32 protein-coding genes are annotated in these 26,602 nt (G+C 66.0%); 16 read left to right on the top strand and 16 right to left on the bottom strand.

Annotated elements, in window-relative coordinates:
* Positions 1-125: 125 nt before the first annotated feature.
* The 4 genes from U8L64_RS02660 to U8L64_RS02645 form a co-directional block, all read right to left on the bottom strand.
* A complete protein-coding gene (locus U8L64_RS02660; RefSeq protein WP_077683892.1) occupies positions 126-803 on the bottom strand; it encodes a response regulator transcription factor in 678 nt (225 codons plus the stop codon).
* Between the two features lie 7 nt (positions 804-810).
* A complete protein-coding gene (locus U8L64_RS02655; RefSeq protein ID WP_054095200.1) occupies positions 811-1,155 on the bottom strand; it encodes a hypothetical protein in 345 nt (114 codons plus the stop codon).
* A gap of 65 nt (positions 1,156-1,220) precedes the next feature.
* Positions 1,221-1,520, bottom strand: a complete 300-nt coding sequence (locus U8L64_RS02650) for a YciI family protein (protein WP_043296687.1) — start codon at positions 1,518-1,520, stop codon at positions 1,221-1,223.
* A 2-nt stretch (positions 1,521-1,522) separates the two neighbouring features.
* Positions 1,523-2,110 (bottom strand): septation protein A, encoded by a 588-nt coding sequence (locus tag U8L64_RS02645; RefSeq protein ID WP_333393771.1) that lies wholly within the window; start codon positions 2,108-2,110, stop codon positions 1,523-1,525.
* A gap of 70 nt (positions 2,111-2,180) precedes the next feature.
* Here U8L64_RS02645 and U8L64_RS02640 point away from each other — a divergent pair, with 70 nt between their 5' ends.
* The 10 genes from U8L64_RS02640 (at position 2,181) to U8L64_RS02595 (ending at position 10,766) form a co-directional block, all read left to right on the top strand.
* Entirely contained in the window at positions 2,181-2,336 is a 156-nt protein-coding gene (locus U8L64_RS02640; RefSeq protein ID WP_180981456.1) for a hypothetical protein, read from the top strand.
* Positions 2,337-2,348: 12 nt separating this feature from the next.
* Positions 2,349-3,215, top strand: a complete 867-nt coding sequence (locus tag U8L64_RS02635) for a PHP domain-containing protein (RefSeq protein ID WP_077683893.1) — start codon at positions 2,349-2,351, stop codon at positions 3,213-3,215.
* 13 nt (positions 3,216-3,228) lie between these two features.
* Positions 3,229-3,852: an L-threonylcarbamoyladenylate synthase gene (locus U8L64_RS02630; RefSeq protein ID WP_003289450.1), complete on the top strand. Its 624-nt coding sequence runs from the start codon at positions 3,229-3,231 to the stop codon at positions 3,850-3,852.
* A 37-nt stretch (positions 3,853-3,889) separates the two neighbouring features.
* On the top strand, positions 3,890-5,104 hold the full coding sequence (locus tag U8L64_RS02625) for a tryptophan--tRNA ligase (RefSeq protein ID WP_333393766.1): 1,215 nt from the start codon (positions 3,890-3,892) through the stop codon (positions 5,102-5,104).
* Between the two features lie 142 nt (positions 5,105-5,246).
* Positions 5,247-5,945 (top strand): segregation and condensation protein A, encoded by a 699-nt coding sequence (locus U8L64_RS02620; RefSeq protein WP_165595035.1) that lies wholly within the window; start codon positions 5,247-5,249, stop codon positions 5,943-5,945.
* Positions 5,946-5,964: 19 nt separating this feature from the next.
* A complete protein-coding gene (scpB, locus tag U8L64_RS02615) occupies positions 5,965-6,726 on the top strand; it encodes an SMC-Scp complex subunit ScpB (RefSeq protein WP_003289453.1) in 762 nt (253 codons plus the stop codon).
* 165 nt (positions 6,727-6,891) lie between these two features.
* Positions 6,892-7,815: an ABC transporter ATP-binding protein gene (locus U8L64_RS02610; RefSeq protein WP_003289454.1), complete on the top strand. Its 924-nt coding sequence runs from the start codon at positions 6,892-6,894 to the stop codon at positions 7,813-7,815.
* A complete protein-coding gene (locus U8L64_RS02605) occupies positions 7,812-8,543 on the top strand; it encodes an ABC transporter permease subunit (protein ID WP_077683898.1) in 732 nt (243 codons plus the stop codon). Before U8L64_RS02610 ends, U8L64_RS02605 begins: the two co-directional genes overlap by 4 nt.
* A gap of 9 nt (positions 8,544-8,552) precedes the next feature.
* Entirely contained in the window at positions 8,553-10,388 is a 1,836-nt protein-coding gene (locus tag U8L64_RS02600; RefSeq protein ID WP_333393761.1) for a GldG family protein, read from the top strand.
* A 168-nt stretch (positions 10,389-10,556) separates the two neighbouring features.
* Complete coding sequence (locus tag U8L64_RS02595) at positions 10,557-10,766, top strand: cold-shock protein (protein WP_003289458.1); 210 nt, start codon at positions 10,557-10,559, stop codon at positions 10,764-10,766.
* Between the two features lie 77 nt (positions 10,767-10,843).
* Here U8L64_RS02595 and U8L64_RS02590 read toward each other — a convergent pair whose 3' ends face one another.
* From U8L64_RS02590 to dapE, 3 genes are read right to left on the bottom strand one after another with little or no spacing between them, the layout of a single operon-like run.
* A complete protein-coding gene (locus U8L64_RS02590) occupies positions 10,844-11,215 on the bottom strand; it encodes a hypothetical protein (RefSeq protein ID WP_333393758.1) in 372 nt (123 codons plus the stop codon).
* Between the two features lie 26 nt (positions 11,216-11,241).
* Complete coding sequence (locus tag U8L64_RS02585) at positions 11,242-12,045, bottom strand: putative RNA methyltransferase (protein WP_077683901.1); 804 nt, start codon at positions 12,043-12,045, stop codon at positions 11,242-11,244.
* Positions 12,039-13,187, bottom strand: a complete 1,149-nt coding sequence (gene dapE / locus U8L64_RS02580) for a succinyl-diaminopimelate desuccinylase (protein ID WP_333393755.1) — start codon at positions 13,185-13,187, stop codon at positions 12,039-12,041. The genes U8L64_RS02585 and dapE overlap by 7 nt, the downstream gene beginning before the upstream one ends.
* A 128-nt stretch (positions 13,188-13,315) precedes the next feature.
* Here dapE and tcdA point away from each other — a divergent pair, with 128 nt between their 5' ends.
* From tcdA to U8L64_RS02565, 3 genes are all read left to right on the top strand, one after another.
* A complete protein-coding gene (gene tcdA, locus U8L64_RS02575; protein WP_333393753.1) occupies positions 13,316-14,125 on the top strand; it encodes a tRNA cyclic N6-threonylcarbamoyladenosine(37) synthase TcdA in 810 nt (269 codons plus the stop codon).
* 196 nt (positions 14,126-14,321) lie between these two features.
* The gene (locus U8L64_RS02570) at positions 14,322-15,650 is read left to right on the top strand and encodes an OprO/OprP family phosphate-selective porin (RefSeq protein WP_008570089.1); all 1,329 of its coding nucleotides are present in this window, start codon (positions 14,322-14,324) and stop codon (positions 15,648-15,650) included.
* A gap of 84 nt (positions 15,651-15,734) precedes the next feature.
* The gene (locus tag U8L64_RS02565) at positions 15,735-16,862 is read left to right on the top strand and encodes a GNAT family N-acetyltransferase (RefSeq protein WP_333393749.1); all 1,128 of its coding nucleotides are present in this window, start codon (positions 15,735-15,737) and stop codon (positions 16,860-16,862) included.
* Positions 16,863-16,904: 42 nt separating this feature from the next.
* On the opposite strand, the gene U8L64_RS02560 is transcribed toward U8L64_RS02565, so the two are convergent.
* From U8L64_RS02560 to U8L64_RS02550, 3 genes are all read right to left on the bottom strand, one after another.
* Positions 16,905-17,324 (bottom strand): DUF6306 domain-containing protein, encoded by a 420-nt coding sequence (locus U8L64_RS02560; protein WP_003289468.1) that lies wholly within the window; start codon positions 17,322-17,324, stop codon positions 16,905-16,907.
* A 105-nt stretch (positions 17,325-17,429) separates the two neighbouring features.
* Positions 17,430-17,984, bottom strand: coding sequence for a peptidylprolyl isomerase A (locus tag U8L64_RS02555; protein ID WP_003289470.1), 555 nt, complete (start codon positions 17,982-17,984; stop codon positions 17,430-17,432).
* Between the two features lie 29 nt (positions 17,985-18,013).
* Positions 18,014-18,919: a LysR family transcriptional regulator gene (locus U8L64_RS02550; RefSeq protein WP_054095214.1), complete on the bottom strand. Its 906-nt coding sequence runs from the start codon at positions 18,917-18,919 to the stop codon at positions 18,014-18,016.
* A gap of 62 nt (positions 18,920-18,981) precedes the next feature.
* On the opposite strand from U8L64_RS02550, the gene U8L64_RS02545 reads away from it, so the two are divergent.
* Positions 18,982-19,302 (top strand): hypothetical protein, encoded by a 321-nt coding sequence (locus U8L64_RS02545; protein ID WP_008570086.1) that lies wholly within the window; start codon positions 18,982-18,984, stop codon positions 19,300-19,302.
* Positions 19,303-19,318: 16 nt separating this feature from the next.
* On the opposite strand, the gene U8L64_RS02540 is transcribed toward U8L64_RS02545, so the two are convergent.
* Complete coding sequence (locus U8L64_RS02540) at positions 19,319-19,750, bottom strand: anti-virulence regulator CigR family protein (protein ID WP_077683905.1); 432 nt, start codon at positions 19,748-19,750, stop codon at positions 19,319-19,321.
* Positions 19,751-19,897: 147 nt separating this feature from the next.
* Between U8L64_RS02540 and U8L64_RS02535 the strand changes: the two genes are divergently transcribed.
* Positions 19,898-21,232 (top strand): DEAD/DEAH box helicase, encoded by a 1,335-nt coding sequence (locus U8L64_RS02535; RefSeq protein WP_333393742.1) that lies wholly within the window; start codon positions 19,898-19,900, stop codon positions 21,230-21,232.
* A 16-nt stretch (positions 21,233-21,248) separates the two neighbouring features.
* Here the strand turns inward: U8L64_RS02535 and U8L64_RS02530 are convergent, their stop codons facing one another.
* Positions 21,249-21,530: a hypothetical protein gene (locus U8L64_RS02530; protein ID WP_043296672.1), complete on the bottom strand. Its 282-nt coding sequence runs from the start codon at positions 21,528-21,530 to the stop codon at positions 21,249-21,251.
* A gap of 157 nt (positions 21,531-21,687) precedes the next feature.
* Here U8L64_RS02530 and U8L64_RS02525 point away from each other — a divergent pair, with 157 nt between their 5' ends.
* The gene (locus U8L64_RS02525; RefSeq protein WP_167137753.1) at positions 21,688-22,074 is read left to right on the top strand and encodes a transcriptional regulator; all 387 of its coding nucleotides are present in this window, start codon (positions 21,688-21,690) and stop codon (positions 22,072-22,074) included.
* 2 nt (positions 22,075-22,076) lie between these two features.
* On the opposite strand, the gene U8L64_RS02520 is transcribed toward U8L64_RS02525, so the two are convergent.
* From U8L64_RS02520 to U8L64_RS02505, 4 genes are all read right to left on the bottom strand, one after another.
* On the bottom strand, positions 22,077-23,828 hold the full coding sequence (locus tag U8L64_RS02520; RefSeq protein WP_333393737.1) for a S8/S53 family peptidase: 1,752 nt from the start codon (positions 23,826-23,828) through the stop codon (positions 22,077-22,079).
* Positions 23,829-23,830: 2 nt separating this feature from the next.
* Positions 23,831-24,793, bottom strand: a complete 963-nt coding sequence (gene egtD / locus U8L64_RS02515) for an L-histidine N(alpha)-methyltransferase (protein ID WP_054095221.1) — start codon at positions 24,791-24,793, stop codon at positions 23,831-23,833.
* Positions 24,794-24,795: 2 nt separating this feature from the next.
* Positions 24,796-26,091, bottom strand: a complete 1,296-nt coding sequence (gene egtB, locus U8L64_RS02510; protein WP_156716494.1) for an ergothioneine biosynthesis protein EgtB — start codon at positions 26,089-26,091, stop codon at positions 24,796-24,798.
* A 133-nt stretch (positions 26,092-26,224) separates the two neighbouring features.
* Complete coding sequence (locus tag U8L64_RS02505; protein WP_003289481.1) at positions 26,225-26,530, bottom strand: hypothetical protein; 306 nt, start codon at positions 26,528-26,530, stop codon at positions 26,225-26,227.
* Positions 26,531-26,602: the final 72 nt, after the last annotated feature.

Below are 26,602 nucleotides of genomic sequence, written 5' to 3'. Positions count from 1 at the left end.
AAAGCCGGTTCGCGGACTCTGCGCCGGGTTTTTCGGGCGGCGGCTGGTCTGTGACCGGATGAGTTCAGTCTAGGGAGGGCAAGGTCAAGCGCGGTCAGCGTCGGGTAAAGGCTCGGTAAAGACGCTCAGCCGGCGTACAGGTAGCCGCGTCCGCGCAGCGCGACGATGCGCGGGCTGCCGTCGGCATGCGGACCGAGCTTGCGCCGCAGGTTGCTGACATGCATGTCGAGGCTGCGGTCGTAGAGGGTCAGTTTGCGTCCCAGGGCATGCTGGGCGAGGGCCTGCTTGTCCAGCGGTTCGCCGGGCTGGGCGAGCAGCGCTTCGAGGATGCGGCCCTCGGATAGCGTCAAGCTGACATCGTGTCCGCCGATACTGGCGACGCCGCGCGCCGGGCTGTAGCACAGGTCGCCACGTTCCAGCTGGCTGGGCGTGGCCGGCGGCAGGCTGCGGCGCAGCACGGCACGCAGGCGCGCCGTGAGTTCGCGTGGGTCGCAGGGCTTGGCCAGGTAGTCGTCGGCACCAAGCTCCAGGCCGAGGATGCGGTCCAGCGGTTCGCCGCGCCCGGAGAGCATCAGTACCGGCAGACCGGGATGTTCGCTGCGCAGCTGCTTGAGCAGCTCCAGGCCGCTGCCGTCGGGCAGCATCACGTCGAGTACCACGGCGGCCGGCTGGAACTCGGCCAGCGCGGCGCGGGCGCTCTGACCGTCGTGACAGGCGTGGGCGACGAAGCCTTCCTGCGCTAGCCAGCTGATCAGCAGCTCGCACAGTTCGTGGTCGTCATCGATCAGCAGCAGTTCGTTCATGAATGATTCAGTTCAGCCATTGGCGACGCCGGCGCCCGCGGGTCACCAGCAGGCCGAGCAGGAAGCTCGCGACGCCGACGCTGCCGCCGACGGCGAACCATTTCTGTTCCTCGCTGAGCAAGGGCAGCGGGGCCTGGCTCTGCGCTTCCTGCAGCTGCAGGCGTAGGCGCTGGTTCTCCTGCCGCAGGCGCTGCAGGGCCAAAGTGTCGATTGCCGGCGCATTATCGGTCGCTGCCGGGGCGGCGTCTTCGCTCGTCTGCTCCTCCACATCCGCTGCGGGGGCTTCCTGGGCGTGAACGGTCGGTGCGAGCAGGCTCACGGCCAGCAGCAGGGGAAACAGGGCACGATGCATCTGACTACCTTCTCCTTGGTGCTGGCCACGGTGAATCCGCAGCCAGGCTGATCCTTGTGTTTCGGTCAGGGCAGCACTTTCTTGAACGGCTTGACCAGCACATCGCTGTAGACGCCGGCGGCCTTGTAGGGATCGGCTTCGGCCCATTCCTGCGCGGCTTGCAGCGAGTCGAACTCGGCCACCACCAGGCTGCCGGTGAAGCCGGCCGCGCCCGGATCGTTGCTGTCGATTGCCGGATGCGGTCCGGCGAGTACCAGTCGGCCTGCTTCCTTGAGCGCTTCCAGGCGGGCGAGATGGGCCGGGCGGGTGGCAAGGCGTTCCTGCAGGGAGTTCGGGGCGTCGGTGGCGATGATGGCGTACAGCATGGTTACTCCTTGGACGGTGCGGGAGTCGTCTGCATGTGGCGGACGAGGTAGAAACTCTGGCCGATCATGAACAGCAGGGTCAGGCCCAGGCTGCCGAAGACCTTGAAATCGACCCAGATGGCCGGGAAGGTGAACGCGACGAAGAGGTTGGCGCCGCCGCAGACGAGAAAGAAGGCGACCCAGGCGGCGTTCAGCCGGGCCCATTGCGCGGCGGGTAGCTCGACCACATGGCCCATCAGGCGCTGAACCAACGGCTTGTCGCCGAACAGCTGACTGCCGGCGAAAGCCAGCGCGAACAGCGCGTTGACCACCGGCGCCTTCCACTTGAGCACGGTTTCGCTGTGAAACGCCAGGGTCAATCCGCCGAACACCAGGCAGGCGGCGAGGGTGATCAACTGGCTCTTGTCCAGGCGCCGTTGCTTGACCAGGAGCGCGCCGTAGACGAGCAACGAGCTGAGGATCAGCACTGCCGTTGCGCTGAAAATGCCGCCGAGGGCGAACTTGTGCCCGGCGATTTCGACGATCCGTGGCTCGAGCTTGTAGACCGCGAAGAACAGCAGCAACGGGATGAAATCGATGAATTGTTTCACGATGCGGGCCGGCAACCTTGAGTGGGCGGCATAATAGCAAACCGGATTGTCGGCGGAACGCATGTGCCGAATGCGCAGCACCAAGCGTTTGCCGGGCGGTCTCAACGACAACGGCTGGCCGGCGGGCGCGCCAGACGCCCTTCATGCAGCGTACACTGACGCGCTGTTCTTTCCGCCGTTGCGCCAGCGCGCGGCAACCTGCATTTCCGATCCGCCTCTTGAGTAACGAGCCCCACTGATGATTGTCGACCTGCATTGCCACAGCACCGCTTCCGATGGCGTTCTTGCGCCGTCGCTGGTAGTGGAGCGCGCGCATGGGCGCGGCATCGAGCTGCTGGCGCTGACCGACCACGACACGCTCGAAGGGCTCGACGAGGCGCATGCCGCCGCCAGCGCGCTGGGGATACGGCTGATCAATGGCATCGAGCTTTCCTGCCAGTGGAACGGGGCTACCATTCATGTGCTGGGGTACGGTTTTTCCCGCACGGCGCCAGCGCTGCTGAGCGCCATTGCCGCGCTGCACGATGGCCGCTGGCGGCGCGCCGAACTGATTGCCGAGCGCCTGGCGGCCAAGGGCATGCCCGCTGCGCTGGACGGCGCGCGGGCGGTGCAGCAGGAGCTGGGCGACAGCGGCAATGCGCCAGCCCGACCGCATTTTGCCGAGTTCCTGGTGCGCGCTGGGCATGTGCGCGACCGCGCCGAGGCGTTCCGCAAGTGGCTGGGAGCCGGCAAACTGGGCGATGTGAAGCAGCATTGGCCGAGCCTCGAACAGACCGTGAGCACGCTGCGTGAAGCCGATGCCTGGATCAGCCTGGCGCATCCCTGGCAGTACGCCTTTACGCGCAGCAAACGGCGCCGACTGGTGGCCGATTTCGTCCAGGCGGGCGGCCATGCGCTGGAAGTGGTCAACGGCATGCAACCGCTCGAACAGGTGGGCGGGCTGACGATCCTGGCGCGCGAGTTTGGCCTGAAGGCCAGTGCCGGCAGCGACTTTCACGCGCCGGGCGATTGGTCCGAGCTGGGGTTGTACCGCCCCCTGCCGGAGGATTTGTCGCCGTTATGGAGATGTTTCGATCATGAGTGCCGCAGATCTGCTGCCAGCTGAACAGGGAGTCGCCATGAGTCAGTTTTTCCAGATTCATCCAGATAATCCGCAACCGCGGCTAATCAAGCAGGCCGTGGAGATCATCCGCCAGGGCGGCGTGGTGGTCTATCCGACCGATTCGAGTTATGCCGTGGGCTGCTCGATAGGCAATAAATCCGGTATCGAGCGCATCCGCCGGCTGCGCCAGCTGGACGACAAGCACAACTTCACCCTGGCCTGCCGCGACCTGTCGCAGCTCGGCATGTTTGCCAAGGTCGATACCGCAGCCTTCCGCTTGCTCAAGACTCACCTCCCGGGGCCGTACACCATCATTCTTTCGGCCACCCGCGAGGTGCCGCGTATGCTCCTGCACCCCAAGCGTCGCACCATCGGCCTGCGCGTGCCGGCGCAGCCGATCGCCCAGGCGCTGCTGGCGGAGCTGGGCGAACCGCTGATGAGCGTCAGCCTGATCCTGCCGGGCGACGAGCTGCCAATGAGTGATCCGTACGAGATGCGCGACGCCCTCGAGCATCAGGTGGACCTGATCATCGACGGCGGTTACGGTGGCGTCGAAGCCTCCACCGTGGTCAGTCTGGTGGATGACCAGCCGCAGGTGCTGCGGGTCGGCTGCGGCGATCCCGCGCCGTTCATGGCCTGAGCCCGTTGCGTTCTCTCCATCCGACAAGGACAGCCTTTTGAGCTCCATCGATTCGCAGCGGCGCGTGGTATCCGGCATGCGCCCCAGCGGCCGTCTGCACCTGGGCCACTACCACGGTGTGCTGAAGAACTGGACCCGTCTGCAGCACGAATACGAATGCTACTTCTGCATCGTCGACTGGCACGCGCTGACCACCGACTACGAAGCCAGCGGCGCGATTGCCCAGCACGTGATGGACATGGCGGTGGACTGGCTGGCTGCCGGCGTCAGCCCGAGTTCGGCGACCCTGTTCATCCAGTCTCATGTGCCCGAGCACGCCGAGCTGCACCTGCTGTTGTCGATGATCTGCCCGCTGGGCTGGCTGGAGCGGGTGCCGTCCTACAAGGAGCTGCAACAGCATCTGCAGCACAAGGAGCTCGATACCTACGGTTTCCTCGGCTATCCGCTGCTGCAGGCCGCGGACATCCTGCTGTACAGAGCTGGGCTGGTGCCGGTGGGCGCCGACCAGCTGCCGCATATCGAGTTCGCCCGTGACGTGGCCCGACGCTTCAATCACCTGTACGGGCGCGAGGCAGATTTCGAGGACAAGGCCGAGGCGGCCATCCGCAGGCTCGGCAAGAAGACCGCCAAGCTCTATACCAGCCTGCGCAAGAGCTATCAGGAGCAGGGCGACGTGGAGGCGCTGGGCACCGCGCGCGCCATCATCAAGGAGCAGCAAACCATTACCCTCAGTGATCAGGAGCGCTTGTACGGTTACCTCGAAGGCTGTGGCAAGCTGCTGTTGCCCGAGCCGCAGGCTCTGCTGAGCGATGCGCCGAAGATATCCGGCCTCGACGGCGGCAAGATGGCCAAGTCCAACAGCAACGCGATCTTCCTGCGCGACACGTCCGAGGAGGTCGCCGAGAAAATCCGCCGCATGCCCACCGATCCGGCACGCGGACATCGCCAGGACCCGGGCGAACCGACGCGCTGCCCGGTGTGGCAGATGCATGTCACGCATTCGGACGAGGCGGTGCGCCAGTGGGCCGAGCAGGGTTGCCGCAGTGCCGGTATCGGCTGCCTGGAATGCAAGGCGCCGCTGATCGACGCCATTCGCGCCGAGCTGGCGCCGCTGCAGGAGCGCGCGCTGGACTACGAGCAGAACACCGATCTGGTGCGCAGTATCCTTGCCGACGGTGCCGAGCGTGCCCGCGACGAGGCGCGCGAGACGCTGGTCGAGGTCCGCCAGGCAATGGGCCTCGGCTATCGCTGAGCCGCGCGCGGAGACTTCCATGCAAAAAACCGAGACGCCGGACGCCCAATCGAACCAGCCTGGCGAGCAGCTGCGCCTGGCGCTGGTGTACGGCGAGGCCGTCACCGAGCTGCCGCTGGACCTGTACATTCCGCCGGATGCGCTGGAGGTGTTCCTCGAAGCCTTCGAGGGGCCGCTCGACCTGCTGCTGTACCTGATCCGCAAGCAGAACATCGACATCCTCGATATTCCGGTGGCGGAAATCACCCGCCAGTACATGGGCTACGTCGAGCTGATGAAGAGCGTGCGCCTGGAGCTGGCCGCCGAGTACCTGGTGATGGCCGCCATGCTCGCCGAGATCAAGTCGCGTATGTTGCTGCCGCGCTCGGCCGAAGCCGCCGAGGAGGAAGACGATCCTCGCGCCGAGCTGATCCGCCGTCTGCAGGAATACGAACGCTTCAAGGCAGCCGCCGAAGATCTGGATGAGCTGCCGCGCGTCGGTCGCGAACTGCACGTGCCGCGCTTGGATGCCCCCGAGGCGCGTGCGCGCAAGCTGTTGCCGGATGTCAGCCTGGAAGAATTGCTGGTGTCGATGGCCGAGGTGCTGCGTCGCGCCGACATGTTCGAGAGCCATCAGGTGACGCGCGAGGCGCTCTCGACCCGCGAACGCATGAGCGAAGTGCTGGAACGGCTCAAGGGTGGCGCTTTCGTGCCGTTCGTCGCGCTGTTTCGTGTCGAGGAAGGGCGCCTCGGCGTCGTCGTGACCTTCATGGCGGTGCTCGAACTCATCAAGGAATCGCTGGTCGAGCTGGTGCAGAATGAGCCCTTCGCGCCGATCCACGTGCGCAGCCGTACCGAATAGCTCAAGTCAGGAGTCATCCGTGGACCTGTCCGATCCCAAGGACCTCGCTTCGCTGCTCGAAGCCTTTCTGCTCGCCTCGGGCAAGCCGCAGTCGCTGGAACGCCTCGCCGAGCTGTTCGAGGAGGCCGAGCGGCCATCTTCGGCGCAGCTGAAGAAAGCGCTGGACGTGCTGGAAAAGTCCTGCAAGGGCCGCGCCTTCGAGCTGAAGGAGGTTGCCAGTGGCTACCGCCTGCAGGTGCGTGAGCGTTTCGCACCGTGGGTCGGCCGCTTGTGGGAGGAGCGCCCGCAGCGTTACTCGCGCGCGCTGCTGGAAACCCTTGCGCTGATCGCCTATCGCCAGCCGATCACCCGTGGCGAGATCGAGGACATCCGCGGCGTGGCGGTCAACAGCCAGATCGTCAAGACGCTGCTGGAGCGCGAGTGGATCCGCGTGGTCGGTCATCGCGACGTCCCGGGGCGGCCGGCGATGTTCGCCACCACGCGCCAGTTCCTCGACCACTTCAACCTGAAGAATCTCGACGAACTACCGCCGCTGGCGGTGCTGCGCGAAATGGAGCCGGAGCTGCGGCCGGTGGTGGATGAGGAAGACGCGGCCGTGCCGGCCGATCTGCAGGCACGGGCCGATCTGGCTGCCGAGGAACCACAGGACGAGCCGCGCGAGCAGACCAGCTTTCGCAGCCTGCTCGCCGAGCTGGACGGCATGGAGCAGGGACTCAAGACCGATTTCGACGATCTGCTGGAACCTGCAGTCCCCGACGCGGACGACGAATCCGCGCCGTAACCGCTTACCGCGCAAGGCGAAACGCTCAATGCGGGCGGCTGACGGTCCGCGCACGCGCGGCCGTTGCAATGCTGTCCGGCCTCTCCTTATAGTCCTGCCCGCATCGGGTCGTCTCGACGAACGGGGCGGACCTTCCAGCAGGGTGAGAGCCAGGAACAGACCCTCATGATCGAATTAAGAAGTCTGACGAAACGATTCGCCCAGCACACGGCGGTGGATGCCTTGTCGTTCAGCGTCCAGCCGGGCGAGGTGCTGGGCTTTCTCGGCCCGAACGGCGCCGGCAAGTCCACCACCATGAAGATGCTGACCGGTTTTCTCGCGCCGACCTCCGGCAGCGCCAGCATCTTCGGCCACGATATCCAGACGCAGACGCTGCAGGCCCAGCGCCAGATCGGCTATCTGCCCGAAGGCGCGCCCTGTTACGGCGACATGAGCGTGCGCGGCTTCCTCGAGTTCATCGCCGAGGTGCGCGGCTTCCGCGGCGCAGCCAAGCGCCAGCGGGTCGAGGCGGCGGTCGCGCAGGTGGAGCTGGAAAAGGTGCTCGGCCAGTCCATCGAGACGCTTTCCAAGGGCTTCAAGCGCCGGGTCGGACTGGCACAGGCGATCCTCCACGATCCGCGCGTGCTGATCCTCGACGAGCCCACCGATGGCCTCGACCCGAACCAGAAGCATCAGGTGCGCGAGCTGATCCAGGGGCTGGCGCATGACAAGATCGTGATCATCTCCACGCACATTCTCGAAGAGGTCAGTGCCGTGTGCACCCGCGCGTTGGTGATCGCCGGCGGCCGACTGGTGGCTGACGGTACGCCGCTGGAGCTGGAAGGACGCTCGAAATACCACCAGGCGGTAACGCTGGTCGGCGACGGCGCGCTGGATGCCGATGCGCTGGCGGCGCTGCCGGGTGTCGCCGGGGTGGAGACCAACCGCAGCGACGGCAGCCTGACCGTGCTGGCGCAGCCGGGGCAGGTGATCTTCCCGCAGGTCAATGCGCTGATCAGCCAGCGTGGCTGGGCGGTGAAGGAGCTGGACGTCGAGCGCGGCCGGCTGGATGAGGTGTTCCGTACTCTGACCCGCGGGGAGGCGCAATGAGCCAGTTGCCGATTATCTTCAAGCGCGAGTTGGCCAGCTATTTCGCCACGCCGCTCGCCTACGTGTTCATCCTGATCTTTCTGGTGCTGTCGGGCGTGTTCACCTTCTACCTGGGCGGCTTCTACGAGCGCGGCCAGGCCGATCTCACGCCGTTCTTCAGCTTCCATACCTGGCTGTACCTGTTCCTGATTCCGGCCGTCGCCATGCGCCTGTGGGCGGAGGAGCGCAAATCCGGCTCCATCGAGCTGCTGATGACGCTGCCGATCACCCGTTTCGAGGCGGTGACCGGCAAGTTCCTCGCCGCCTGGGTGTTCGCCGGTATCGCGTTGCTGCTGACCTTTCCGATGGTCATCACCGTCAACTACCTGGGCGAGCCAGACAACGGCGCGATCCTCGCCGGTTATGTCGGCAGCTGGCTGCTGGCCGGCGCCTTCCTGGCGATCGGCTCGTGCATGTCGGCGCTGGCGAAGAACCAGGTGATCGCCTTCATCCTCGCGGTTGCGGTGTGCTTCCTGTTCATCGTCAGCGGCCTGCCGATGGTGCTCGATGCCTTTGCCTGGGCACCGCAGTGGCTGATCGACGCAGTCGCCTCGCTGAGCTTCCTGGTGCGCTTCGACTCCATCAGCAAGGGCGTGATCGACCTGCGCGACTTGCTGTATTTCGTCACGCTGATCGTCGCCTGGCTGGCCGCCACCGCTGTGGTCGTCGATCTGAAGAAAGCCGCCTGAGGAACCGCCATGAAACGAGTCATCTATTCCGGTGCCGGGCTGCTGCTGATCGCGCTGGCATTCCTGGTGTTCAACGGGCTGTCCGGCGTGCTGTTCACCAATGCACGGCTGGATCTGACCGAGCAGAAGCTCTACACCATCTCCGAGGGCACCGAGCGCATTCTCGACAGCCTGCAGGAGCCGATCGAGCTGCACTTCTTCTATTCCGATGAAACCGCCAAGGAGCTGGTGCAGCTGCGCAACTACGCGCGGCGCGTCGAGGAAATGCTGCGCGCCTACGAGCGCGCCTCGGGCGGCAAGCTGAAGCTGCAGGTGATCGATCCGCAGCCGTTCTCCGAGGACGAGGATCGCGCCGCCGAGTTCGGCCTGCAGGCGGTGCCGCTGAACCAGGGTGGCGACAAGGTTTACTTCGGCCTGGCCGGGCGTAACGCCGAGGGCATGACGCAGATCATCCCGTTCTTCCCGCTGGACCAGGAGGAGTTTCTCGAATACGAGATCAGCCGTCTGGTGCAGAGCCTGGCGAAGGCCGAGCTGCCGGTGGTTGGCGTGCTTTCCGACCTGCAGATCAACGGTGGCTTCGACATGCGCACCCAGCAGGCGACGCCGCCGTGGATGGTGCTGGAGGAAGTGCGCCAGCTGTTCCATATCGAGAGCCTCAAGCGCGACATCGACATGATCCCGGCGAATGTTTCGGTGCTGCTGCTGATCCATCCCAAGCAGCTGCCGGAGCAGACGCTGTACGCCATCGATCAGTTCGTGCTGCGCGGCGGCAAGCTGCTGGCATTCGTCGATCCGTTCAGCGAAGCCGATCCGGGCATGAGCTTCGGTCCGGGCGAGGCGGCCGAGGATCGCGCCTCCGATCTGGAGCCGCTGCTCAAGGCCTGGGGCGCGCGGCTGCTGCCGGGGCAGGCGATTGCCGATGCCTCCTACGCGATGTCCGTGGGCGTGGGCGCCGAACGCCGACCGGTGCGCCATCCGGGCTGGCTGAGCCTGCCACACGCGGCCGTCGACGCGCAGGACGTCACCACCGCCTCGCTGGAAAACCTGACGCTGGCCAGCGCCGGTATCCTCGAACCGCTGGAGGGCGCCGGAACGACCTTCACGCCGCTGCTGCACAGCTCGACCTACGCCATGCCGGTGGAGGCGCAGCGCTTCGTCACGCTGGACAACCCGGAAACCCTGCTGCGCGGCCTGGACCCGAGCGGCCAGCGTTACACGCTCGGCGCGCGCATCCAGGGGCCGGCGAAGACGGCATTCCCCGACGGCATCGAGGGGCGCAAGGACGGCCTTGCCGAGAGCGAGCGCATCAACGTGATCGTGATCGCCGATACCGACCTGCTCAGCGATCGCATGTGGGTACAGGTGCAGGACTTCTTCGGCCAGCGCGTGCCGCAGCCGTGGGCCGACAACGGTGCCTTCGTGATCAACGCGCTGGACAACCTGTCGGGCACCGATGCGCTGATCAGCGTGCGTTCGCGCGGTCGCTTCACGCGGCCGTTCGTGGTGGTCGAGGAGCTGCAGCGTCAGGCGGAGAACCGCTTCCGCGAGCAGGAAGAGGTGCTCCAGCAACGGCTGGCCGCCACCGAGCAGAAACTGGCCGAGCTGCAGAGCAGCGACCCGGAGCAGGCGCTGGAACTGACTGCCGAGCAGGAAAGCGCACTGCAGCAGTTCCTGCAGGAAAAGCTGCGTATCCGCAAGGAACTGCGCGAGGTGCGCTACCAGCTCAATGCCGATATCGAGGCGCTGGGGCGGACGCTCAAGTTCGCCAATATCGTGCTGGTGCCGTTGCTGCTGACGCTGGCGGCGCTGGCCCTGTGGATCTGGCGCCGGCGCAGGGCGGCCTGAGCCGGCGGCCCTGGCCACCGCCCGATACCGGGAGAAATGGGGGCTGACAGCCACGGGCGTTGTTTTATACTCCGGCGACGGTGGCTGCCCGTCTCAGTAGCCTCTATGGCGCAGCACCGATAAGCCCCTCGTCAGAGGAATAACAAAAAGCGAGTTGGAGTGTGGGTAATGGCTGAACGCGAGACCGGAACCGTCAAGTGGTTCAACGATGCAAAAGGCTATGGATTCATTCAGCGGGGCAACGGTGCCGACGTGTTCGTGCATTACCGCGCGATTCGTGGCGAGGGCCACCGCTCGTTGACCGAGGGTCAGCAGGTGGAATTTTCGGTGATCCAGGGCCAGAAGGGCCTGCAGGCCGAGGACGTTGCCGGCGTCTGAGCTTCGCTCGCGCAAACGCAAAGCCCGTCTTGATGACGGGCTTTGTGCTTTTCAGGGGCATCGGCGCCAGCCGCGGATCAGCCCGTGCGCCAGACGATTTCCTGCTCGCCATCGGTGCTGATGCGTATCCAGCGATCGGCTTCGTCGTCGGATTCTTCTTCCTGCCAGCCGCCTGGCGCACAACGGATTTCCACGCCCAGCGCCTGATGTGCGGCACGCGCGCAGGCGAGGTCGTCTTCCCACGGTGTGGCGTCGCTTTCCAGCAACAGGCAGTGCCATTTGCCGACCGCCTTCGGCAACCAGATCACCGGAATGCCGGCGGCGCTGCACTTGAAGGTCTGACCTTTCTGCTGCCAGGGCGTGCAGGCGCCGATGGCCTGTTCCAGCCAAGCGCCGACAGCCTCCTGGCTGGCGTCCCTGAGGTAGATCTCGATGTCCGGTTGACGCATGTCGGTGGCCTTGTATGGGTCGGAGGTCAGTCGCGCTGGATCAGGTCGTAGCGTATCGCAACCCGCACGCTCAGCGCTGTATCGATCACCGCGGCGCGTCGCTCGGCGCTGGCGCGCCAGCCGTGCGGCGTCATCGCCAGCAGGTCGGCGCGCGCCTGCGCATCGTCCAGTTGCAGCGCGTAGCTGAGCGTTTCGCTATGCGCCAGGTGCATGCCGTCCGGGATCAGCGACAGGTGCTTTTCGTCATCGTAGTCGCGCACTTCGTCATACAACCGTGCGCGCAGCTCCCACAGGTGCTCGCGCGTCGGCCCCATACGCAACAACACGCCGCCGGATGCCAGCACGCGGCGGGCTTCGTTCCAGTCGAGCGGGCTGAACACGCTCGCCGCCAGATCGCAGCTGGCGTCGGCCAGCGGCACGCGGGCCATGCTCGCCACCAGCCACTCGAGTTGCGGCGCCCGCTTGCAGGCACGCTTGATCGCCTCGCGGGAAATATCCAATGCATAGCCCTCAGCCCGCGGCAGCGCCGCTGCGAGCTGGGCGGTGTAGTAGCCCTCGCCGCAGCCGATGTCCAGCCAGCGCCGCGGTGCGCGTTCGGTCGCAAGTTCGGCCAGACGCCGGGCCAGCGGCGCGTAGTGGCCGCCGTCGAGGAAGCGTCGGCGCGCCTCGACCATCGCCTGGTTGTCGCCCGGATCGCGGCTGTTCTTGTGTTGTACCGGCAGCAGATTGAGATAGCCCTGGCGCGCACGGTCGAAACGGTGATTGGCCGGACAGATGACACCATTGTCGACCGCACTCAGCGGCGCCTGGCAGATCGGGCAGATCAGCATGCGAGCAGGTTCACCAGGGTCTGGTAGTAGATTTCGGTGAGCAGATCGAGGTCGCTGGCGAGGATGTGCTCGTCGACCTGATGAATCGTCGCGTTGACCGGTCCAAGCTCGACCACCTGGGTGCCGAGGGTGGCGATGAAGCGTCCGTCCGAGGTGCCGCCGCTGGTGGACGGCGTGGTCTCGCGACCGGTGACGCTGCGGATCGCCTTGGCCACGCCGTCGAGCAGCGCACCCGGCTCGGTGAGGAAGGGCAAGCCCGACAGTGCCCAGTCGATGCTCCAGTCCAGGCCGTGCTTGTCGAGAATGGCGGCGGTGCGCTGCTGCAGCTGCTCGACGGTGGATTCGGTGGAGAAACGGAAGTTGAACACCGCTTCCAGCGTGCCGGGGATGACATTGGTCGCGCCGGTGCCGGCGTTGAGGTTGGAAATCTGGAAGCTGGTCGGTGGGAAGAACGCGTTGCCATCGTCCCAGTGCTCGGCGGCGAGTTCCGCGAGCGCCGGCGCGGCCAGGTGGATCGGGTTCTTCGCCAGGTGCGGATAGGCGACATGGCCCTGCTGGCCGCGCACGGTCAGCGTGCCGCCGAGCGAGCCGCGGCGGCCGTTCTTCACCACATCGCCGACCAGCGCGGTGCTCGACGGCTCGCCGACGATGCACCAGTCCAGCCGCTGGCCGCGCTCGCGCAGGCGTTCGACCACCGCCTTGGTGCCGTGGTGCGCCGGGCCTTCCTCGTCGCTGGTGATGAGAAAGGCGATCTGCCCCTGGTGCTGCGGATAGTCAGCGGTGAAGCGCTCCACCGCGACGATCATCGCCGCCAGGCTGCCCTTCATATCCGCGGCGCCGCGCCCGTGGAGCATGCCCGATTCGTCGATGCGCGCGCTGAACGGCGGATTCTGCCAGGCCTGCAGCGGGCCGGTCGGCACCACGTCGGTGTGGCCGGCGAAGCACAGCACCGGGCCTTCGTTGCCACGAATCGCCCAGAAATTCTCCACGTCCTCGATGTGCATCGGCTCGATGGCGAAGCCGCAGGCCGCCAGACGCTGACTCATCAGCTGCTGGCAGCCTTCGTCCAACGGCGTGACGGACGGACGATTGATCAGCTCGCAGGCGAGTTCGAGCGTCGGGGAGAGGGCGGGGGCGGTCATCACGGCTCCGGTACGGCGGGGAAAGGGCGCCATATTAAAGCAAAGCCGTGGCGGCGGTGACGCTCGGCTGCGGTGGTTGTGGCGCGGCGAGGTCTTATAATCGGCGGGTCTTTTTCCGGGGAGTCGGCATGTCTATCGATGAACAGCGTTTCGGCGGCATCGCCCGCTTGTATGGCCGCATCGGTCTCGAGCGGCTGGCGGCTGCTCACGTCGCGGTGGTCGGCATCGGTGGAGTCGGCTCCTGGGTGGCCGAGGCGCTGGCGCGCAGCGGTGTCGGCGAGATCAGCCTGTTCGATCTGGACGACGTCTGCATCACTAACACCAACCGGCAGATCCAGGCCGTCGAGGGGGCCGTGGGCAAGCCCAAGGTGGGCGAAATGGCCGCGCGCATTCATGCCATCAATCCGTCTTGCCGCGTGCATGCGGTGGCGGACTTCGTCACCCGCGAGACGATGGCCGAGTACATCACCGAAAACCTGGATTGCGTCATCGACTGCATCGACAGCGTGCCGGCCAAGGCGGCGCTGATCGCCTGGTGCAAGCGGCGCAAGATCCAGATCGTCGCCACCGGTGGTGCGGGCGGGCAGGTGGACCCGACGCAGATCCAGGTCGCCGACCTGAACAAGACCTTCAACGACCCGCTGGCGGCCAAGGTGCGCGCCCTGCTGCGTCGCGAATACAACTTCTCGCGCACGCCGGGACGCAGCTACAGCGTGCCCTGCGTGTTCTCCACCGAGCAGCTGCGCTACCCCAAGCCCGATGGCGGCGTGTGCCAGAGCAAGAGCTTCGTTGGCGAAGGCGTCAAGCTCGACTGTGCCGGTGGTTTCGGCGCGGTGATGATGGTCACCGCCAGCTTCGGTATGGCGGCGGCGGCCAAGGCAATCGACAAGCTGGTGGCCGGCGCACGGCGGCCGGCCGAGCGAAAGTCGGCCGACTGATGGCGCCGCTGCGGCGCCTCAAGAGGGCTGCCGACGCTGCCGGGATGCTCTGGAATGCGCCTCGCAGGAAAGTTCCGGTGTCATAAAACCTTTATCTAACAGCCACTTGGCTGCAATAAGTCGTCGCCAAGATTCCCCCCAACACAAAGAGCCCATCTCGTGTGTTTCCGACGCTAAACATAAAGGGGAATTTTGGATGATCCGTAAGCACTTCGCCGGTTTCGCCGCCAGCGCTCTGGCTCTGGCCGTTTCCGCCCAGGCTTTCGCCGGTACCGTCACCACCGATGGCGCCGATATCGTTATCAAGACCAAGGGTGGCCTGGAAGTAGCCACAGCGGACAAGGAATTCAGCTTCAAGCTCGGTGGTCGCCTGCAGGCCGACTACAGCCAGTTCGACGGTTTTTACACCGAAGATGGCGGCAGTCAGGATGCCTCCTATTTCCGCCGTGCGTTCATCGAGGTTTCGGGCGTCGCCTACAAGGACTGGAAATACCTGCTCAGCTATGACCTGGCGCACAACGCCGGCAGCAGCGACGACGGTTACTTCGATGAAGCGTCGATCACCTACACCGGCTTCAAGCCGGTCGAAATCCGCTTCGGCCGCTTCGACCCCATCTTCGGTCTGGAGAAGGCCACCAGCTCCAAGTGGGTCACCGCGCCGGAGCGCAACTCGGTTTATGACCTGATGGAATGGGTCAACGGTCACCAGAACGGCATGGGTATCGAAGTGGCCGCCACTGCTGGCGACTCGCTGTTCGGTGCCGCAACCCTGAGCGCCAAGGACAACGGCGATGACAACGGCCAGAGCACCAAGCAGCTCAACCTGCGCGGTGTCTTCGCCCCGCTGCACGAAGCTGGCAACGTCCTGCACTTGGGTCTGAACTTCGCTCAGCGCAACGCCGACGACGATGGCTACGATGCACGCTTCCGCAGCCGCATGGGCATGCGCGGTGTGGATACCGAAGGCGGCACCGAAGCCAACAGCGGCAACCGTGGCGCGTTCGGTGGCTACAACAACTCCGATGCCGGCGATTGGGACAAGGACACCGCCTGGGGTGCTGAACTGGCCTGGGCAACCGGCCCGCTGTCCCTGCAGGGCGAGTACATGAAGCGCACCCTGGAGGCTGATAACGCGGCAGAAGACATCGAAGCCGATGGTTTCTACGTACAGGCTGCCTACACCCTGACCGGCGAGGCCCGCGGCTATAAGCTCGGCAAGTTCGACGCGATCAAGCCGGAGAACAAGCAGATCGGCGCGTGGGAAGTGTTCTACCGCTATGACGATTTCAGCGTTGAAGACGACAACGGCGTCGGCGCCGTGGCCGGTGTGGTCGATTACGGCACCGGTCTGCGCGATGTCGGCGAAGTCGACGGCAAGACGCACAACCTGGGCGTCAACTGGTACGTCAACGAAGCGGTGAAGCTGAGCGCCACCTACGTGAAGGCCAAGACCGATGGCATCACCAACTACGAAGGCGACGACGACGGCGACGGCTTCGTGATCCGCGGCCAGTACGTGTTCTAAACATCACTTCATCCGTGATGCTCCCTTGAGCCCCGCCCCAGGCGGGGCTTTTTTTCGTCTGCGCGACGGGCCAGACTGCCCGGCATGCCTATCCAGACCCTTTCCCGACTCGTCGACCTCGACCCCGCCAGCTGGGACGCCTTGCTGCCCTCGGCGCAGCCGTTCGTACGCCATGCCTTCCTCTCGACGCTGGAGGATAGCGGCAGTGTCGGCGCCGGTACCGGCTGGCAGCCGGCGCATCAGGTGCTGCGCGATGCGCGGGGCGAGCTGCTGGCGGCGCTGCCGTTGTACCGCAAGAGCCACTCCTACGGCGAATACGTGTTCGACTGGGCCTGGGCCGATGCCTGCCAGCGGGCCGGCATCGCCTACTATCCCAAGCTGCTCTGCGCCGTGCCGTTCAGCCCGGTGCACGGCGCGCGCCTGCTGGGTGATCTGCCGGCGCACGGCGCGATGCTCGACGAGCTGACGGAAACGCTGCCCAGCCAGGGCGTTTCCGGGCTGCACCTGAACTTCACCGATGCGGCGGCCGACGCGGTGCTGAGTGGACGTGCCGGCTGGCTGGAGCGGATCGGCTGCCAGTTTCACTGGCACAACCGGGGCTATCGCGATTTCCAGGATTTCCTCGACGCGCTCGCATCGCGCAAGCGCAAGCAGCTGCGCAAGGAGCGTGAGCAGGTGGCGCTTCAGGGCGTCGAATTCGACTGGCTGGGCGGCGACCAGCTCAGCGAGGCACAGTGGGATTTCGTCTACGCCTGTTATGCCAATACCTACCACGTGCGCGGGCAGGCGCCGTACCTGACGCGGACATTCTTCAGCCTGCTGGCCGAACGCATGCCGCAGGCCATTCGCGTGGTGCTGGCGCGCCAGCATGGGCGGCCGGTCGCGATGGCCTTCAGCCTCACCGATGGCGAGGTGTTATACGGCCGCTACTGGGGCTGCCTGGGTGAGTTCGATCGGCTGCATTTCGAGACCTGTTTCTACCAGGGCATCGAACAGGCGATTGCCGCCGGCTGGCAGCGTTTCGATGCCGGCGCCCAGGGCGAGCACAAGCTGATTCGCGGTTTCGAGCCAGTGATCACGCGCTCCTGGCACTATCTGGCGCATCCCGGCTTGCGTGCCGCGGTGGCCGAATTCCTCACTCAGGAACGCGCGGGTGTACAGGCCTATGCCGAGGCGGCACGCCAGGCGTTGCCGTATCGGCAGGCTGACTGACGGCGCAATAGGCACGCACCGACTAGGCGCGAAGAGAAAAAATCAGTGCGACGCTGCGCTGTTCTCTTCGTGAATACGCAGCATCTGCTCCAGCTCGCTGCGCAGCAGCGGGTCGTCGCAGCCGGGCAGGTACTCACGCAGTTTGCGGATGACCCACTGCTGACCGCGATCGACGAAAGGCAGGCGCTCGTCCAGCGATTCGATGGCCATGGCCTTGCCGTAGAAGGCGCCGGTGTCTCGGTTCGGCTCCAGACCCAGGTGCTTGAGGCAATTGAGCAGCAGCTTGCAACTGTCGATCTCGCCCTGGCGAATCTGCTCCAGCAGCTCGCGCTGCTGCGGATCGGTGGCCTGCTGCAGCGATTCGCCGGCAACCTTGGCACCGGCACGCTCGGCGCTGAGCAGGTCCTGTAGCAGCTGGGCCTGGCCTTCGGGGGTATTGAGGGGGCTTTGTGGGGCACTCATTACGCGATCTCCTGTAGCAGAGCAGTGCGCGGATGGGCGCAGCGGCTCGGCCGCCGCGTCGTTGCCGCAAGCGAGATGACCGGCGAGGCCGGTCATCGGAGGGGGTCAGAGCTTCTTGGCGCTGACGATCTTCACCGGCGTCAGCGGCACGTTCTGCATCATGCTGCGATTGCCGGTCGGTACCTGGGCGATCTGGTCGACCACGTCCATGCCGCGCACCACCTTGCCGAACACGGCGTAGCCGAAATCGCGCGCGCCGTTGTCGAGGAAGTCGTTGTCGCGGTGGTTGATGAAGAACTGGCTGGTCGCCGAGTTGACGTTCTGCGTGCGCGCCATCGCGATGGTGCCACGCACGTTGTGCAGGCCGTTGTCGGCCTCGTTCTTGATCGGCTCGCGAGTAGGCTTCTGGTTCAGCCCTTCGCCGAAGCCGCCGCCCTGGATCATGAAGCCGGGAATCACACGGTGGAATACGGTGTCGTCGTAGAAACCGCTTTCCACGTAACCGAGGAAATTTTCGACACTGATCGGCGCTTTCTCGGCGTCGAGTTCCAGCTCGATTTCACCCAGGCTCGTGGTGAGCAGGACGTGCGGATTGTCGGCGGCCAGCAGCTGGCCGGCGAGCAGCATGGAACAAGCGGCGAGGGCGAGGCGTTTGAGCATGGTGGTTTTCCTGATGGTGGCAATGACGATCAGCCGCTGGCGGCAGATTGCTCACCATCGTACGTCCTGAACAGCTCGATGAGAATCCGTGTGGCGGGGCCGAGCGGCTTGTCGGGGTTGGTGTAGAGATAGAACAGCGGCCGGCGGATGCCGCCCTGAATCAGCGGCAACGGCACCAGCACACCCTCGGCCAGCTCGCGCAGGATCATGTGCCGCGGCAACCAGGCGAAGCCCAGGCCGCTGCTGACGAACGCCACGGAGGTCGCCAGGCTGCCGACCGTCCAGCGCTGCTCGGCGCCCAGCCAGCCACTGTCGCGCGGCTGGCGTGCGCCGGTGTCGCGCACCACCACCTGCATCTGGCTCTGCAGATCCTGCACACTGAGTTTGCGGCCCAGTTGATGCAGCGGGTGTTGGGCGTGCGCCACGGCAATGAACTCGACGGTGCTCAGTTCCGCGCCCAGGTAGCCGGTGATATCGAGCGCGCTGATCGCCAGATCGGCGGAGCCGTCCTTGAGCACGTCCTCGACGCCGGACAGCACTTCCTCGCGCAGACGCACCCGGCAGCCGCGGCTCTTGGGCATGAATTCGGTGAGCGTGTGGATCAGCTTGGCGTTGGGATAGGCGGCGTCAACCACCAGCCGTACCTCGGCCTCCCAGCCCTGCTCCATGTGGTGGGCGAGTTCTTCCAGCTGACTGGCCTGGGTCACCAGTTGTCGCGAGCGACGCAGCAGCACTTCGCCGGCTTCGGTGAGAGCTGCCTTGCGGCCTTCGATGCGCAGCAGAGGCACGCCGAGCTGTTCCTGCATGCGCGCGACGGTATAGCTGACGGACGATTGCGAACGGTGCAGCACTTCCGCCGCCTGGGCAAAGCCGCCGTGGTCGATCACCGCCTGCAGGGTGCGCCATTGCTCCAGTGTCACGCGAGGCCCTTTCATTCCCTGGTCTTCCTGTGCCGTAGGTCTGTTACGCTGGCCGCCCCCTGTTGGAGACAGCCGAAATGAAACGACGTTGCTACCTGTTGCTGGCCTGGCTGCCGCTCACCGCGCTGGCGGCGACCTATCCAGTCGACCTCGACCAGCAGCTCAACGGGGCCGAGATCATGGCCTCTGCCGAAACCATCGACCGCGACATGGCCGGCCTGCAGCTGCATAACCACGGGCAAACCGTCGCACGTTGCACCGTGGTGTTCCGCAATGGACCGGAGGCGCCGCGAACCCGCCGCACCGAGATCCAGCCCGGCGAGCAGAAGATCCTGACCGCCAAGTTCAAGCGCGAGATTCTCCGCCTGCGCATCCAGCTCACCTGCGAGCCGCGCTGAGCGCCAGCGGCGCCGCTCAGTCGAGTACGTTGTCCAGAATCTCGTAGACGATGCCGGTGGCGATGGCGATCAGCACCACATCGCGGCCGACCTGACGCCACTCGTAGCCTGGGTAGTAAGGCAGGTGGCTCAGCAGGCGGCCGTCCATCTTCTTCGCAATACCCGGCGGCAGCGGCTTGCCGCGCGCCAGATTCTTCGAGATGCCCGGCGGCAGAGCGGAAACCGGCGCCAGCAGATCGCGATGGCTGCGCAGGGTGATGCGTACATCGCCGAGATCGACCGACGGGCCGTGGCGGCGATAGTCCTGATCATAACGCGGCGCATGATTGTTGCCCTTTTCGCCCCGGCCTGGTTTGCCGTCGTGCGGCGGCTGAGCCTGGACCGCAGGGATTGCACCGAGCAGGGCGGTCAGAGCGACCGCAACGCCGATACGCGTGTGCTTGAGCATGTTCGGTCCTCATGGAATTAAGCCGTGTGCTCAGCTTAGCGTCAGTTGCGCTTGCAGAATATGCCGCCGTTACGTAATCGCGCCTTTGCCAGGCAGACGGGTTAACCTATGCCACCGTTTTTATCCGACTTTTCCGAGGTAGCACCCTTGTTCGACCAATTCGCCCTGCACGAACGCCTGCTCAAGGCAGTCGCCGAACTCAAATTCGTCGAGCCGACCGCCGTGCAGGTCGCCGCCATCCCCCCGGCGCTGGAGGGCAAGGACCTGCGCGTGACGGCGCAGACCGGCAGTGGCAAGACCGCTGCCTTCGTGCTGCCGATGCTCAACCGGCTGATCGGCGATGCACAGCCGCGCGTCGATGTGCGGGCGCTGATCCTGCTGCCGACGCGTGAACTGGCGCAGCAGACGCTCAAGGAAGTCGAGCGCTTCTCGCAGTTCACCTTCATCAAGTCCGGGCTGATCACCGGCGGCGAGGATTTCAAGGTGCAGGCCGCCATGCTGCGCAAGGTGCCGGACGTGCTGATCGGTACGCCCGGACGGATGATCGAGCACCTGAATGCCGGCACGCTGATCCTCAAGGACGTGGAAATCCTCATCCTCGACGAAGCCGATCGCATGCTGGACATGGGTTTCGCCGAAGACGTGCAGCGATTGGTCGGCGAGTGCGCCAAGCGCCAGCAGACCCTGCTGTTCTCCGCCACCAGCGGCGGTGCGAGCCTGCGCGAGATGGCCGCGCAAGTACTGCGCGAGCCGCTGCACCTGCAGCTCAACCGTGTCAGCGAGCTGAACGAGGGCACGCGTCAGCAGATCATCACCGCCGACGACATTGCGCATAAAGAAAAGCTGGTGCATTGGCTACTGGCCAACGAGACCTACCAGAAGGCCGTGGTGTTCACCAACACCCGCGCCCAGGCCGACCGCCTCTACGGGCACCTGGTTGCCGCCGGCACCAAGGTCTTCGTACTGCACGGAGAGAAGGACCAGAAGGAGCGCAAGCTCGCCATCGAGCGCCTCAAGCAGGGCGGCGTCAAGGTGCTGGTCGCCACCGATGTGGCGGCGCGCGGGCTGGATATCGAAGGCATGGACCTGGTCATCAACTTCGACATGCCGCGCTCCGGCGACGAGTACGTCCACCGCATCGGCCGTACCGGGCGGGCCGGCGGCGAAGGTCTGGCCATCTCGCTGATCTGCCACAACGACTGGAACCTGATGTCCAGCATCGAGCGCTACCTCAAGCAGCGTTTCGAGCGCCGGGTGATCAAGGGGCTCAAAGGCACCTATCAAGGGCCGAAGAACCTCAAGGCCTCGGGCAAGGCCGCCGGCAGCAAGAAAAAGAAGCTCGAGAAGAAGAAAGGCAGCCCCGACAAGAAGGCCAAGCCGGCTGCCAAGCGGCCGAAGAACTCGCCGCGTCCGGCGCCGTCGCCGGTGGTCAGCCAGGACGGGCTGGCGCCGCTCAAGCGCAAGAAGCCGGCTGCGGAGTGACAGCCGGCGATCGCGCTCACTCCTTGGTCTGCACCTTCGATTCCGCCTGCTCGATCTGCTGCAGGCGCTTGTCGTAGGCCTGGCATTCGTCGCCCAGTTGGTCGGCGGTGCGCTTGGCCTGCATCTCGCGGATTTCCTCGTTGATCTCCTTGGCGCGCTGCGGGTCGCTGCGCGCCAGCTGGTTGACGCGCTCGGCCAGCTGCTCGGCTTTGGCTGTGACCTCATCCGGTGTGCAGGTGGCGTAGGCGCCCGGGCTGGCGAGCAGCGCGACGGCGAGTGGAACGATCAGATGGCGCATGGCGGTTCTCCTCGGTTCGGCGTTCTGCAACGGTGGATCGCCACGTACACGCTTTAGTTCAGCGCCTGGCGCGCGGCGAACCCTCGTCGCGCCGACTAGTCCCAACTGCAGGCGCCTCGTTTTCCGCGGGGCGATGACCAGCCACGGGAGACGAGCCATGAGCTACAACTGGGACCTGCTGCTGCGCCTGCTGCACGAAGTCCGGCAGTCCGCCAACGACAGCTTCAAGCCGCGCCGCTACGCCGAGGACTACGCCGCCGAGCTGGAGAGCGCCGGGCGACCGCTGCCCAACCTCGACAGCCTGCGCGCCGAGGCGGCGGACTACGAGCGTCTGCTGTTCGAGGGCGGCTTCATCGCCTCGCGGCCCGAGGAGGCTGGTGGCAACGGCGAAAACTTCGTGCTGACCGAACGCGGCTCGCGCCTGCTGGCAATCCTCGAAGGCCAGGAGCCGGGCAGCGATACGCTGCGCCAGCGGCTCAGCGAACAGGGCGAGGGTGCGCTGGTGCCCGAGCTGTTCGACCGTCTGGCCGCCGGCGGCCACTAGCCTCAGCGGCGGTGCCGCAGGCTGTCGGCGGCGAGCTCCAGTGCCTTGCGCATGTCCAGCCGGGCCGAGCGACCGACGTCGCGGTTGTCCAGCTGGTAGTTGCGCTCGGACGGCAGGATCGGTGCGGTCAGGTCGTCCGCTTCGGCGGCCTCGAAGTCCGCGCCGATGGTCATCGCGCTGCGGCGTAACAGCTCGCGCAACTGCTCGGGTTGCAGGCGCGGGTTGATCGACAGCATGGCCGCCACCGCGCCGGCCACCAGCGGCGTGGCGTAGGAGGTGCCGCAATGCACCTCGCCCGGCTCGCCGTCGTACGTCGCGGCGCGAATGCAGGCGGCGGCGGTGATGTCGACGCGCATGTCGACATTGGACGACTGGCGTTTTTCCACCGAGCGCGGGTCCTCGACCGGCAGGCCGCGCTGTTCGCTGAGCTGATGGCCGCCGACCACCAGCAGCTGCTCGGTGATGAACGAGGAGGGCAGGCGGTAATCGTCGTGCCCGGAGCGGGCCGAGCCGTTGCCCGCCGAATTGATGACCACCACGTCAGGATGCTCGCGGCGCAGCCAGAGGAAGAACTCCTCCAGCAATTCCTCGTAACCGCTCATGGCGATACCCGAGCGCAGCAGCGAATCCACCGGCTCGCCTTCGACGTTCAGCGTGCCGATGCGGTGGATACCCCAGCTCCAGTTGAGGATGCGCGCGCCGTCCTGCACCAGATTCACCGAGGCGGCGATGTTGGCGGTGATGCCGGCGTCGGAGTTGCGCTCGACGATCACCTCGAAGCCGGGGCCGGTTTCATCCAGCGCACTGAGAAAACCGCTGTCGTGCGCCTCGCCACGCGCCGCGAGAATGCCGGCCACGCTGCTGCCGTGGCCGTCGGGCTGGCGGGCGTCACGGGCGTAGAGGCAGGTGCGGCCCGCCGTCGGGTCGCACGGTTGCAGGTAACCGGCGAAGCCCGGCGCATCGAAATCCACGTTGCGCTCGATCACGCCGATGCGGATCGGCTCGCCTTCGCCGGTTGTCGCACGCGGCGGAAGATGCCGGCGATAGAAGTCCACCGCATCGAGGAAACGGTTGGCCGCCCACTCGGGGTTCTGTCGGCGCGCGCGGCCCGGCTCCGCTTCGCCGCTCTCGGCGCCGGATTCCTCGATCACCACGGCATCGACGCCGACCTCGCTGCCCAGGCGCAGCAGCATGGCATCGCGCTCGGTCAGGTTCGTCACCGGCAGGCGCAGCTGGTAAGTGTTGAGCGGCACGATGGCACCGACGACCTTCGCGCCGTACTTCTCGGCCAGACGTTGCGCGGTGGCGAGCCCGTCCTGATCTTCCTCGATGATCAGGCTCGCCAGATCGACGTAGGTGGTCAGCCCGTCCATGTTTTCGGCGACTTCCTTGTCGCTGGCGGCGAGCACCTGGCTGCGCCCGCGCGACAGCCACACCGGATTGCTACGCCGACCCTCACGTTCCAGCCATAGCGGCGCGCTGGGCTGCCCGGCCGGCAGGGTCAGGCGCAGGCGCGCACCATCGCGTTCGAGCTGATCGGCGGGTATCGGCTGGCCGCCGAGCAGCACCCGCACATCCTCGTCGAGCGGGTCACTGGCCTGCAGGCACCAGCTCGATGGTCCTTTGGCAAGCAGATCGCCGCAGCGCTGCAACTGGGTGATGCGCAGCTCCGGCTGCGCTGCGGGCAGCGTCGCGCTGGCACAGAGGCCGAGCAGGCCGAGGAAGAGGCCGCTGAGACGGGACGCGGACAGCATATTCAGCGGCGCTGCAGGTAGTGCACGCTGAACAGCTCGCGCGGGTCGGTCCACTGCGCGCGGCAGTCGAAGCCGGCGCCATCGGCCAGCGCGGCGAAGGAGTGCAGCGTGTATTTGTAGGAGTTTTCCGTATGCAGGCTTTCGCCGGCGTCGAAATGGAAGCACCGGCCCTCGACGGTCACATCCTGCGCCTGGCGGCTGACCAGATGCATCTCGATGCGCGACTCGGCCTCGTTGAAGAAGGCGTGGTGGGCGAAGCGCGACGGGTCGATATCGCTGTCCAGCTCATTGCCGATGCGCTGCAGCAGATTCAGATTGAAGGCAGCGGTGACTTGCGCGCGGTCGTTGTAGGCCGCTTCCAGCACCGCGCGCGGCTTGACCAGATCGACGCCGATGAGCAGCCCGCCGCCGACCGGCAGCACTTCGTGCAGGTGGCGCAGCAAGGCCGCGGCTTCCTCCGGGGTGAAGTTGCCGATGCTCGAGCCGGGAAAGAACACCAGCGGATGCTCGCTGGCAAAGTCCTCGGGTAGCGCCAGTTCGTGGGAGAAATCGGTGCAGGCGGCGTGCACCTCCAGCCACGGGTAATCGGCGGCGAGGCGCTGAGTGCTGCTGCGCAGGAAGTCCTCGCTGATGTCGATGCCCAGATAGCTGGCAGGGTGCAGCGCTTCGAGCAGCAGGCGCACCTTGCGGCTGGCACCGCTGCCCAGCTCGATCAGATCGCTGCGTGGCCCGGCGATCTCGCGGATATCGCCCGCCGCGTCGGCCAGGATGCGCTCCTCGGTACGGGTGAGGTAGTACTCCGGCTGTTGGCAGATCTGCTCGAACAGCTCGGAGCCGCGTCGATCGTAGAAGAACTTGGGCGACACCCGTTTCGGCGTGGCGGCGAACCCGCGCAGGGTTTCCTCGCGAAGCGAGGCCGCATGCGGTTGTTGCAGTCGGTCATGGAAATGAATGGCCAGCGCCATCTTCAGAGCCCCCTGGCCAGGCGCAGCCCGGCGAACTGCCAGCGCATCGCCGGCTGGAAGAAATTGCGGTAGGTGATCCGCAGGTGCGATTGCGGCGTCGCGCAGCAGCCGCCACGCAACACCATCTGGCCGGACATGAACTTGCCGTTGTACTCGCCGAGGCTGCCGGGCAGCGGGCGAAAACCCGGATAGGGCAGGTAGGCGCTGGCCGTCCATTCCCAGACGTCGCCGAACAGCTGCTGCGGGCCGTCGTGTGTGCTGGGCGCGGCGATCGGCTGCAGGTAGTCGCTCTCCAGAAAGTTGCCCGTCAGCGGCTGGTCGGCTGCGGCCACTTCCCATTCCGCCTCGCTCGGCAGTCGGGCGCCGGCCCAGCGGGCATAGGCGTCGGCCTCGTAATAGCTGACATGGCAGACCGGCGCGTGCGCGTCCAGCGTGCGCAGTCCGCCGAGGGTCATCTCCAGCCAGGCGTCGTCGGCACGCAGCCAGTACAGCGGCGCGTGCCAGCCGGCCTGCTGGATCAGGTCCCAGCCATCGGATAGCCACAGTTCCGGGCGCGCATAGCCGCCGTCGGTGATGAATGCCAGGTATTCGGTATTGCTCACCGGCCGCTCGGCGAGCTGGAAGTCCTCGACGAACTGGCGATGCCTTGGCGTTTCGCAATCGAAGGCGAAGCCGCCGCCGGCGTGGCCGATGTGCTGCACGCCGCCGGCATGCTCGTGCCAGCGCGGCCGTTGCGGCGTGGCGCTGGGTGGCGGTTGCAGGTCGTCGCGATAGACCGGGTGCAGCGGGTTCTGCGCGAGGATGTGCTTGATGTCCATCAGCAGCAGCTCCTGGTGCTGCTGCTCATGCTGCAGGCCGAGTTCGACGCGCCGGGCGATCTCGCCGGCCTGTGCAGGCGGCAGGGCAATCAGCAGCTCCCCCATCGCCTGGTCGACATGCCGGCGGTAGCGGTAGATCTCATCGACCCCCGGGCGCGACAGCACGCCGCGCGAGGCGCGCGGAAACGGCGTGCCGTGGGTCTGGTAGTAGGAGTTGAACAGGTAGTCGTAGGCGTCGTTCAGGCGCCGATAGCCGGGCAGGTAGGGCAGCAGCAGGAAGGTCTCGAAGAACCAGCTGACATGCGCCAGATGCCATTTCGGCGGGCTGACGGCAGGCATGCTCTGGATCACGTAATCCTCGACCTGCAGCGGCGCGCAGAGCGCTTCGCTGGTGGCGCGCACCTGCCGGTAGCGTTCGAGCAGACCGCCTGGCTGCGGCGCTGCCGGATGCGCCCGCGCCTGCCCTGCCAGATTGATCATGAGCGTTCCCCCCTGCCGTTCGTGCGGTCGCGGCCGCCTCCAGATAGCGACTCGAAGCGCAGCGCAAAAGTTCGCGCGCAGGCCGCCCCGTTTGAGAAAAGCAGCAGATCGCCCGTTGCGAAAGCCGGGGCGCTCAGTAGTTCGGCGTGGTTTCCGGGATCGCGCTGTCATCGGTGATGAAGGGCATCGTCCACGGCTCCAAGGTGCAGCCCTTGGCGAGCAGCTCCTGGCGGGTCTGCTCGATCACCTGGGCCATGCGTAGCGGATCGGCGTAGTCGCGCACCTGCGCCACGCGCGCCAGCTCCGCGCCGCTGCCACTCATCACGGTGAAGCCGAAACTGTCGTCAGCGGGGTTGGCGCTGGTCACACAGCCGCAGGGCAGGAAGGCTTCGGCGGCCAGTTGCATGGCGTTGTCGAGGCTGAGCGGGGTGGTGGTCATGACGGGCTCCGTGGCGTGGCGATGTCAGAAGGTTGACCGCCATATCGCGATGCCGTTTCCGCGCCGCCGACC

Origin of the sequence: Pseudomonas sp. FIP_A4 (genome assembly GCF_036701605.1) — a bacterium.
GTDB classification, from domain to species: domain Bacteria; phylum Pseudomonadota; class Gammaproteobacteria; order Pseudomonadales; family Pseudomonadaceae; genus Stutzerimonas; species Stutzerimonas phenolilytica.
This window is presented reverse-complemented; position numbering and strand designations above follow the sequence as displayed.

Bases quoted from the DNA above. Each gene is read 5' to 3' on its own strand.
- U8L64_RS02660 (WP_077683892.1), bottom strand. From the start codon at position 803: ATGAACGAACTGCTGCTGATCGATGACGACCACGAACTGTGCGAGCTG.
- U8L64_RS02655 (WP_054095200.1), bottom strand. From the start codon at position 1,155: ATGCATCGTGCCCTGTTTCCCCTGCTGCTGGCCGTGAGCCTGCTCGCA.
- U8L64_RS02650 (WP_043296687.1), bottom strand. From the start codon at position 1,520: ATGCTGTACGCCATCATCGCCACCGACGCCCCGAACTCCCTGCAGGAA.
- U8L64_RS02640 (WP_180981456.1), top strand. From the start codon at position 2,181: ATGCGCAGCACCAAGCGTTTGCCGGGCGGTCTCAACGACAACGGCTGG.
- U8L64_RS02635 (WP_077683893.1), top strand. From the start codon at position 2,349: ATGATTGTCGACCTGCATTGCCACAGCACCGCTTCCGATGGCGTTCTT.
- U8L64_RS02630 (WP_003289450.1), top strand. From the start codon at position 3,229: ATGAGTCAGTTTTTCCAGATTCATCCAGATAATCCGCAACCGCGGCTA.
- U8L64_RS02610 (WP_003289454.1), top strand. From the start codon at position 6,892: ATGATCGAATTAAGAAGTCTGACGAAACGATTCGCCCAGCACACGGCG.
- U8L64_RS02605 (WP_077683898.1), top strand. From the start codon at position 7,812: ATGAGCCAGTTGCCGATTATCTTCAAGCGCGAGTTGGCCAGCTATTTC.
- U8L64_RS02600 (WP_333393761.1), top strand. From the start codon at position 8,553: ATGAAACGAGTCATCTATTCCGGTGCCGGGCTGCTGCTGATCGCGCTG.
- U8L64_RS02595 (WP_003289458.1), top strand. From the start codon at position 10,557: ATGGCTGAACGCGAGACCGGAACCGTCAAGTGGTTCAACGATGCAAAA.
- U8L64_RS02590 (WP_333393758.1), bottom strand. From the start codon at position 11,215: ATGCGTCAACCGGACATCGAGATCTACCTCAGGGACGCCAGCCAGGAG.
- U8L64_RS02585 (WP_077683901.1), bottom strand. From the start codon at position 12,045: ATGCTGATCTGCCCGATCTGCCAGGCGCCGCTGAGTGCGGTCGACAAT.
- dapE (WP_333393755.1), bottom strand. From the start codon at position 13,187: ATGACCGCCCCCGCCCTCTCCCCGACGCTCGAACTCGCCTGCGAGCTG.
- tcdA (WP_333393753.1), top strand. From the start codon at position 13,316: ATGTCTATCGATGAACAGCGTTTCGGCGGCATCGCCCGCTTGTATGGC.
- U8L64_RS02570 (WP_008570089.1), top strand. From the start codon at position 14,322: ATGATCCGTAAGCACTTCGCCGGTTTCGCCGCCAGCGCTCTGGCTCTG.
- U8L64_RS02565 (WP_333393749.1), top strand. From the start codon at position 15,735: ATGCCTATCCAGACCCTTTCCCGACTCGTCGACCTCGACCCCGCCAGC.
- U8L64_RS02560 (WP_003289468.1), bottom strand. From the start codon at position 17,324: ATGAGTGCCCCACAAAGCCCCCTCAATACCCCCGAAGGCCAGGCCCAG.
- U8L64_RS02555 (WP_003289470.1), bottom strand. From the start codon at position 17,984: ATGCTCAAACGCCTCGCCCTCGCCGCTTGTTCCATGCTGCTCGCCGGC.
- U8L64_RS02550 (WP_054095214.1), bottom strand. From the start codon at position 18,919: ATGAAAGGGCCTCGCGTGACACTGGAGCAATGGCGCACCCTGCAGGCG.
- U8L64_RS02545 (WP_008570086.1), top strand. From the start codon at position 18,982: ATGAAACGACGTTGCTACCTGTTGCTGGCCTGGCTGCCGCTCACCGCG.
- U8L64_RS02540 (WP_077683905.1), bottom strand. From the start codon at position 19,750: ATGCTCAAGCACACGCGTATCGGCGTTGCGGTCGCTCTGACCGCCCTG.
- U8L64_RS02530 (WP_043296672.1), bottom strand. From the start codon at position 21,530: ATGCGCCATCTGATCGTTCCACTCGCCGTCGCGCTGCTCGCCAGCCCG.
- U8L64_RS02525 (WP_167137753.1), top strand. From the start codon at position 21,688: ATGAGCTACAACTGGGACCTGCTGCTGCGCCTGCTGCACGAAGTCCGG.
- U8L64_RS02520 (WP_333393737.1), bottom strand. From the start codon at position 23,828: ATGCTGTCCGCGTCCCGTCTCAGCGGCCTCTTCCTCGGCCTGCTCGGC.
- egtD (WP_054095221.1), bottom strand. From the start codon at position 24,793: ATGGCGCTGGCCATTCATTTCCATGACCGACTGCAACAACCGCATGCG.
- egtB (WP_156716494.1), bottom strand. From the start codon at position 26,091: ATGATCAATCTGGCAGGGCAGGCGCGGGCGCATCCGGCAGCGCCGCAG.
- U8L64_RS02505 (WP_003289481.1), bottom strand. From the start codon at position 26,530: ATGACCACCACCCCGCTCAGCCTCGACAACGCCATGCAACTGGCCGCC.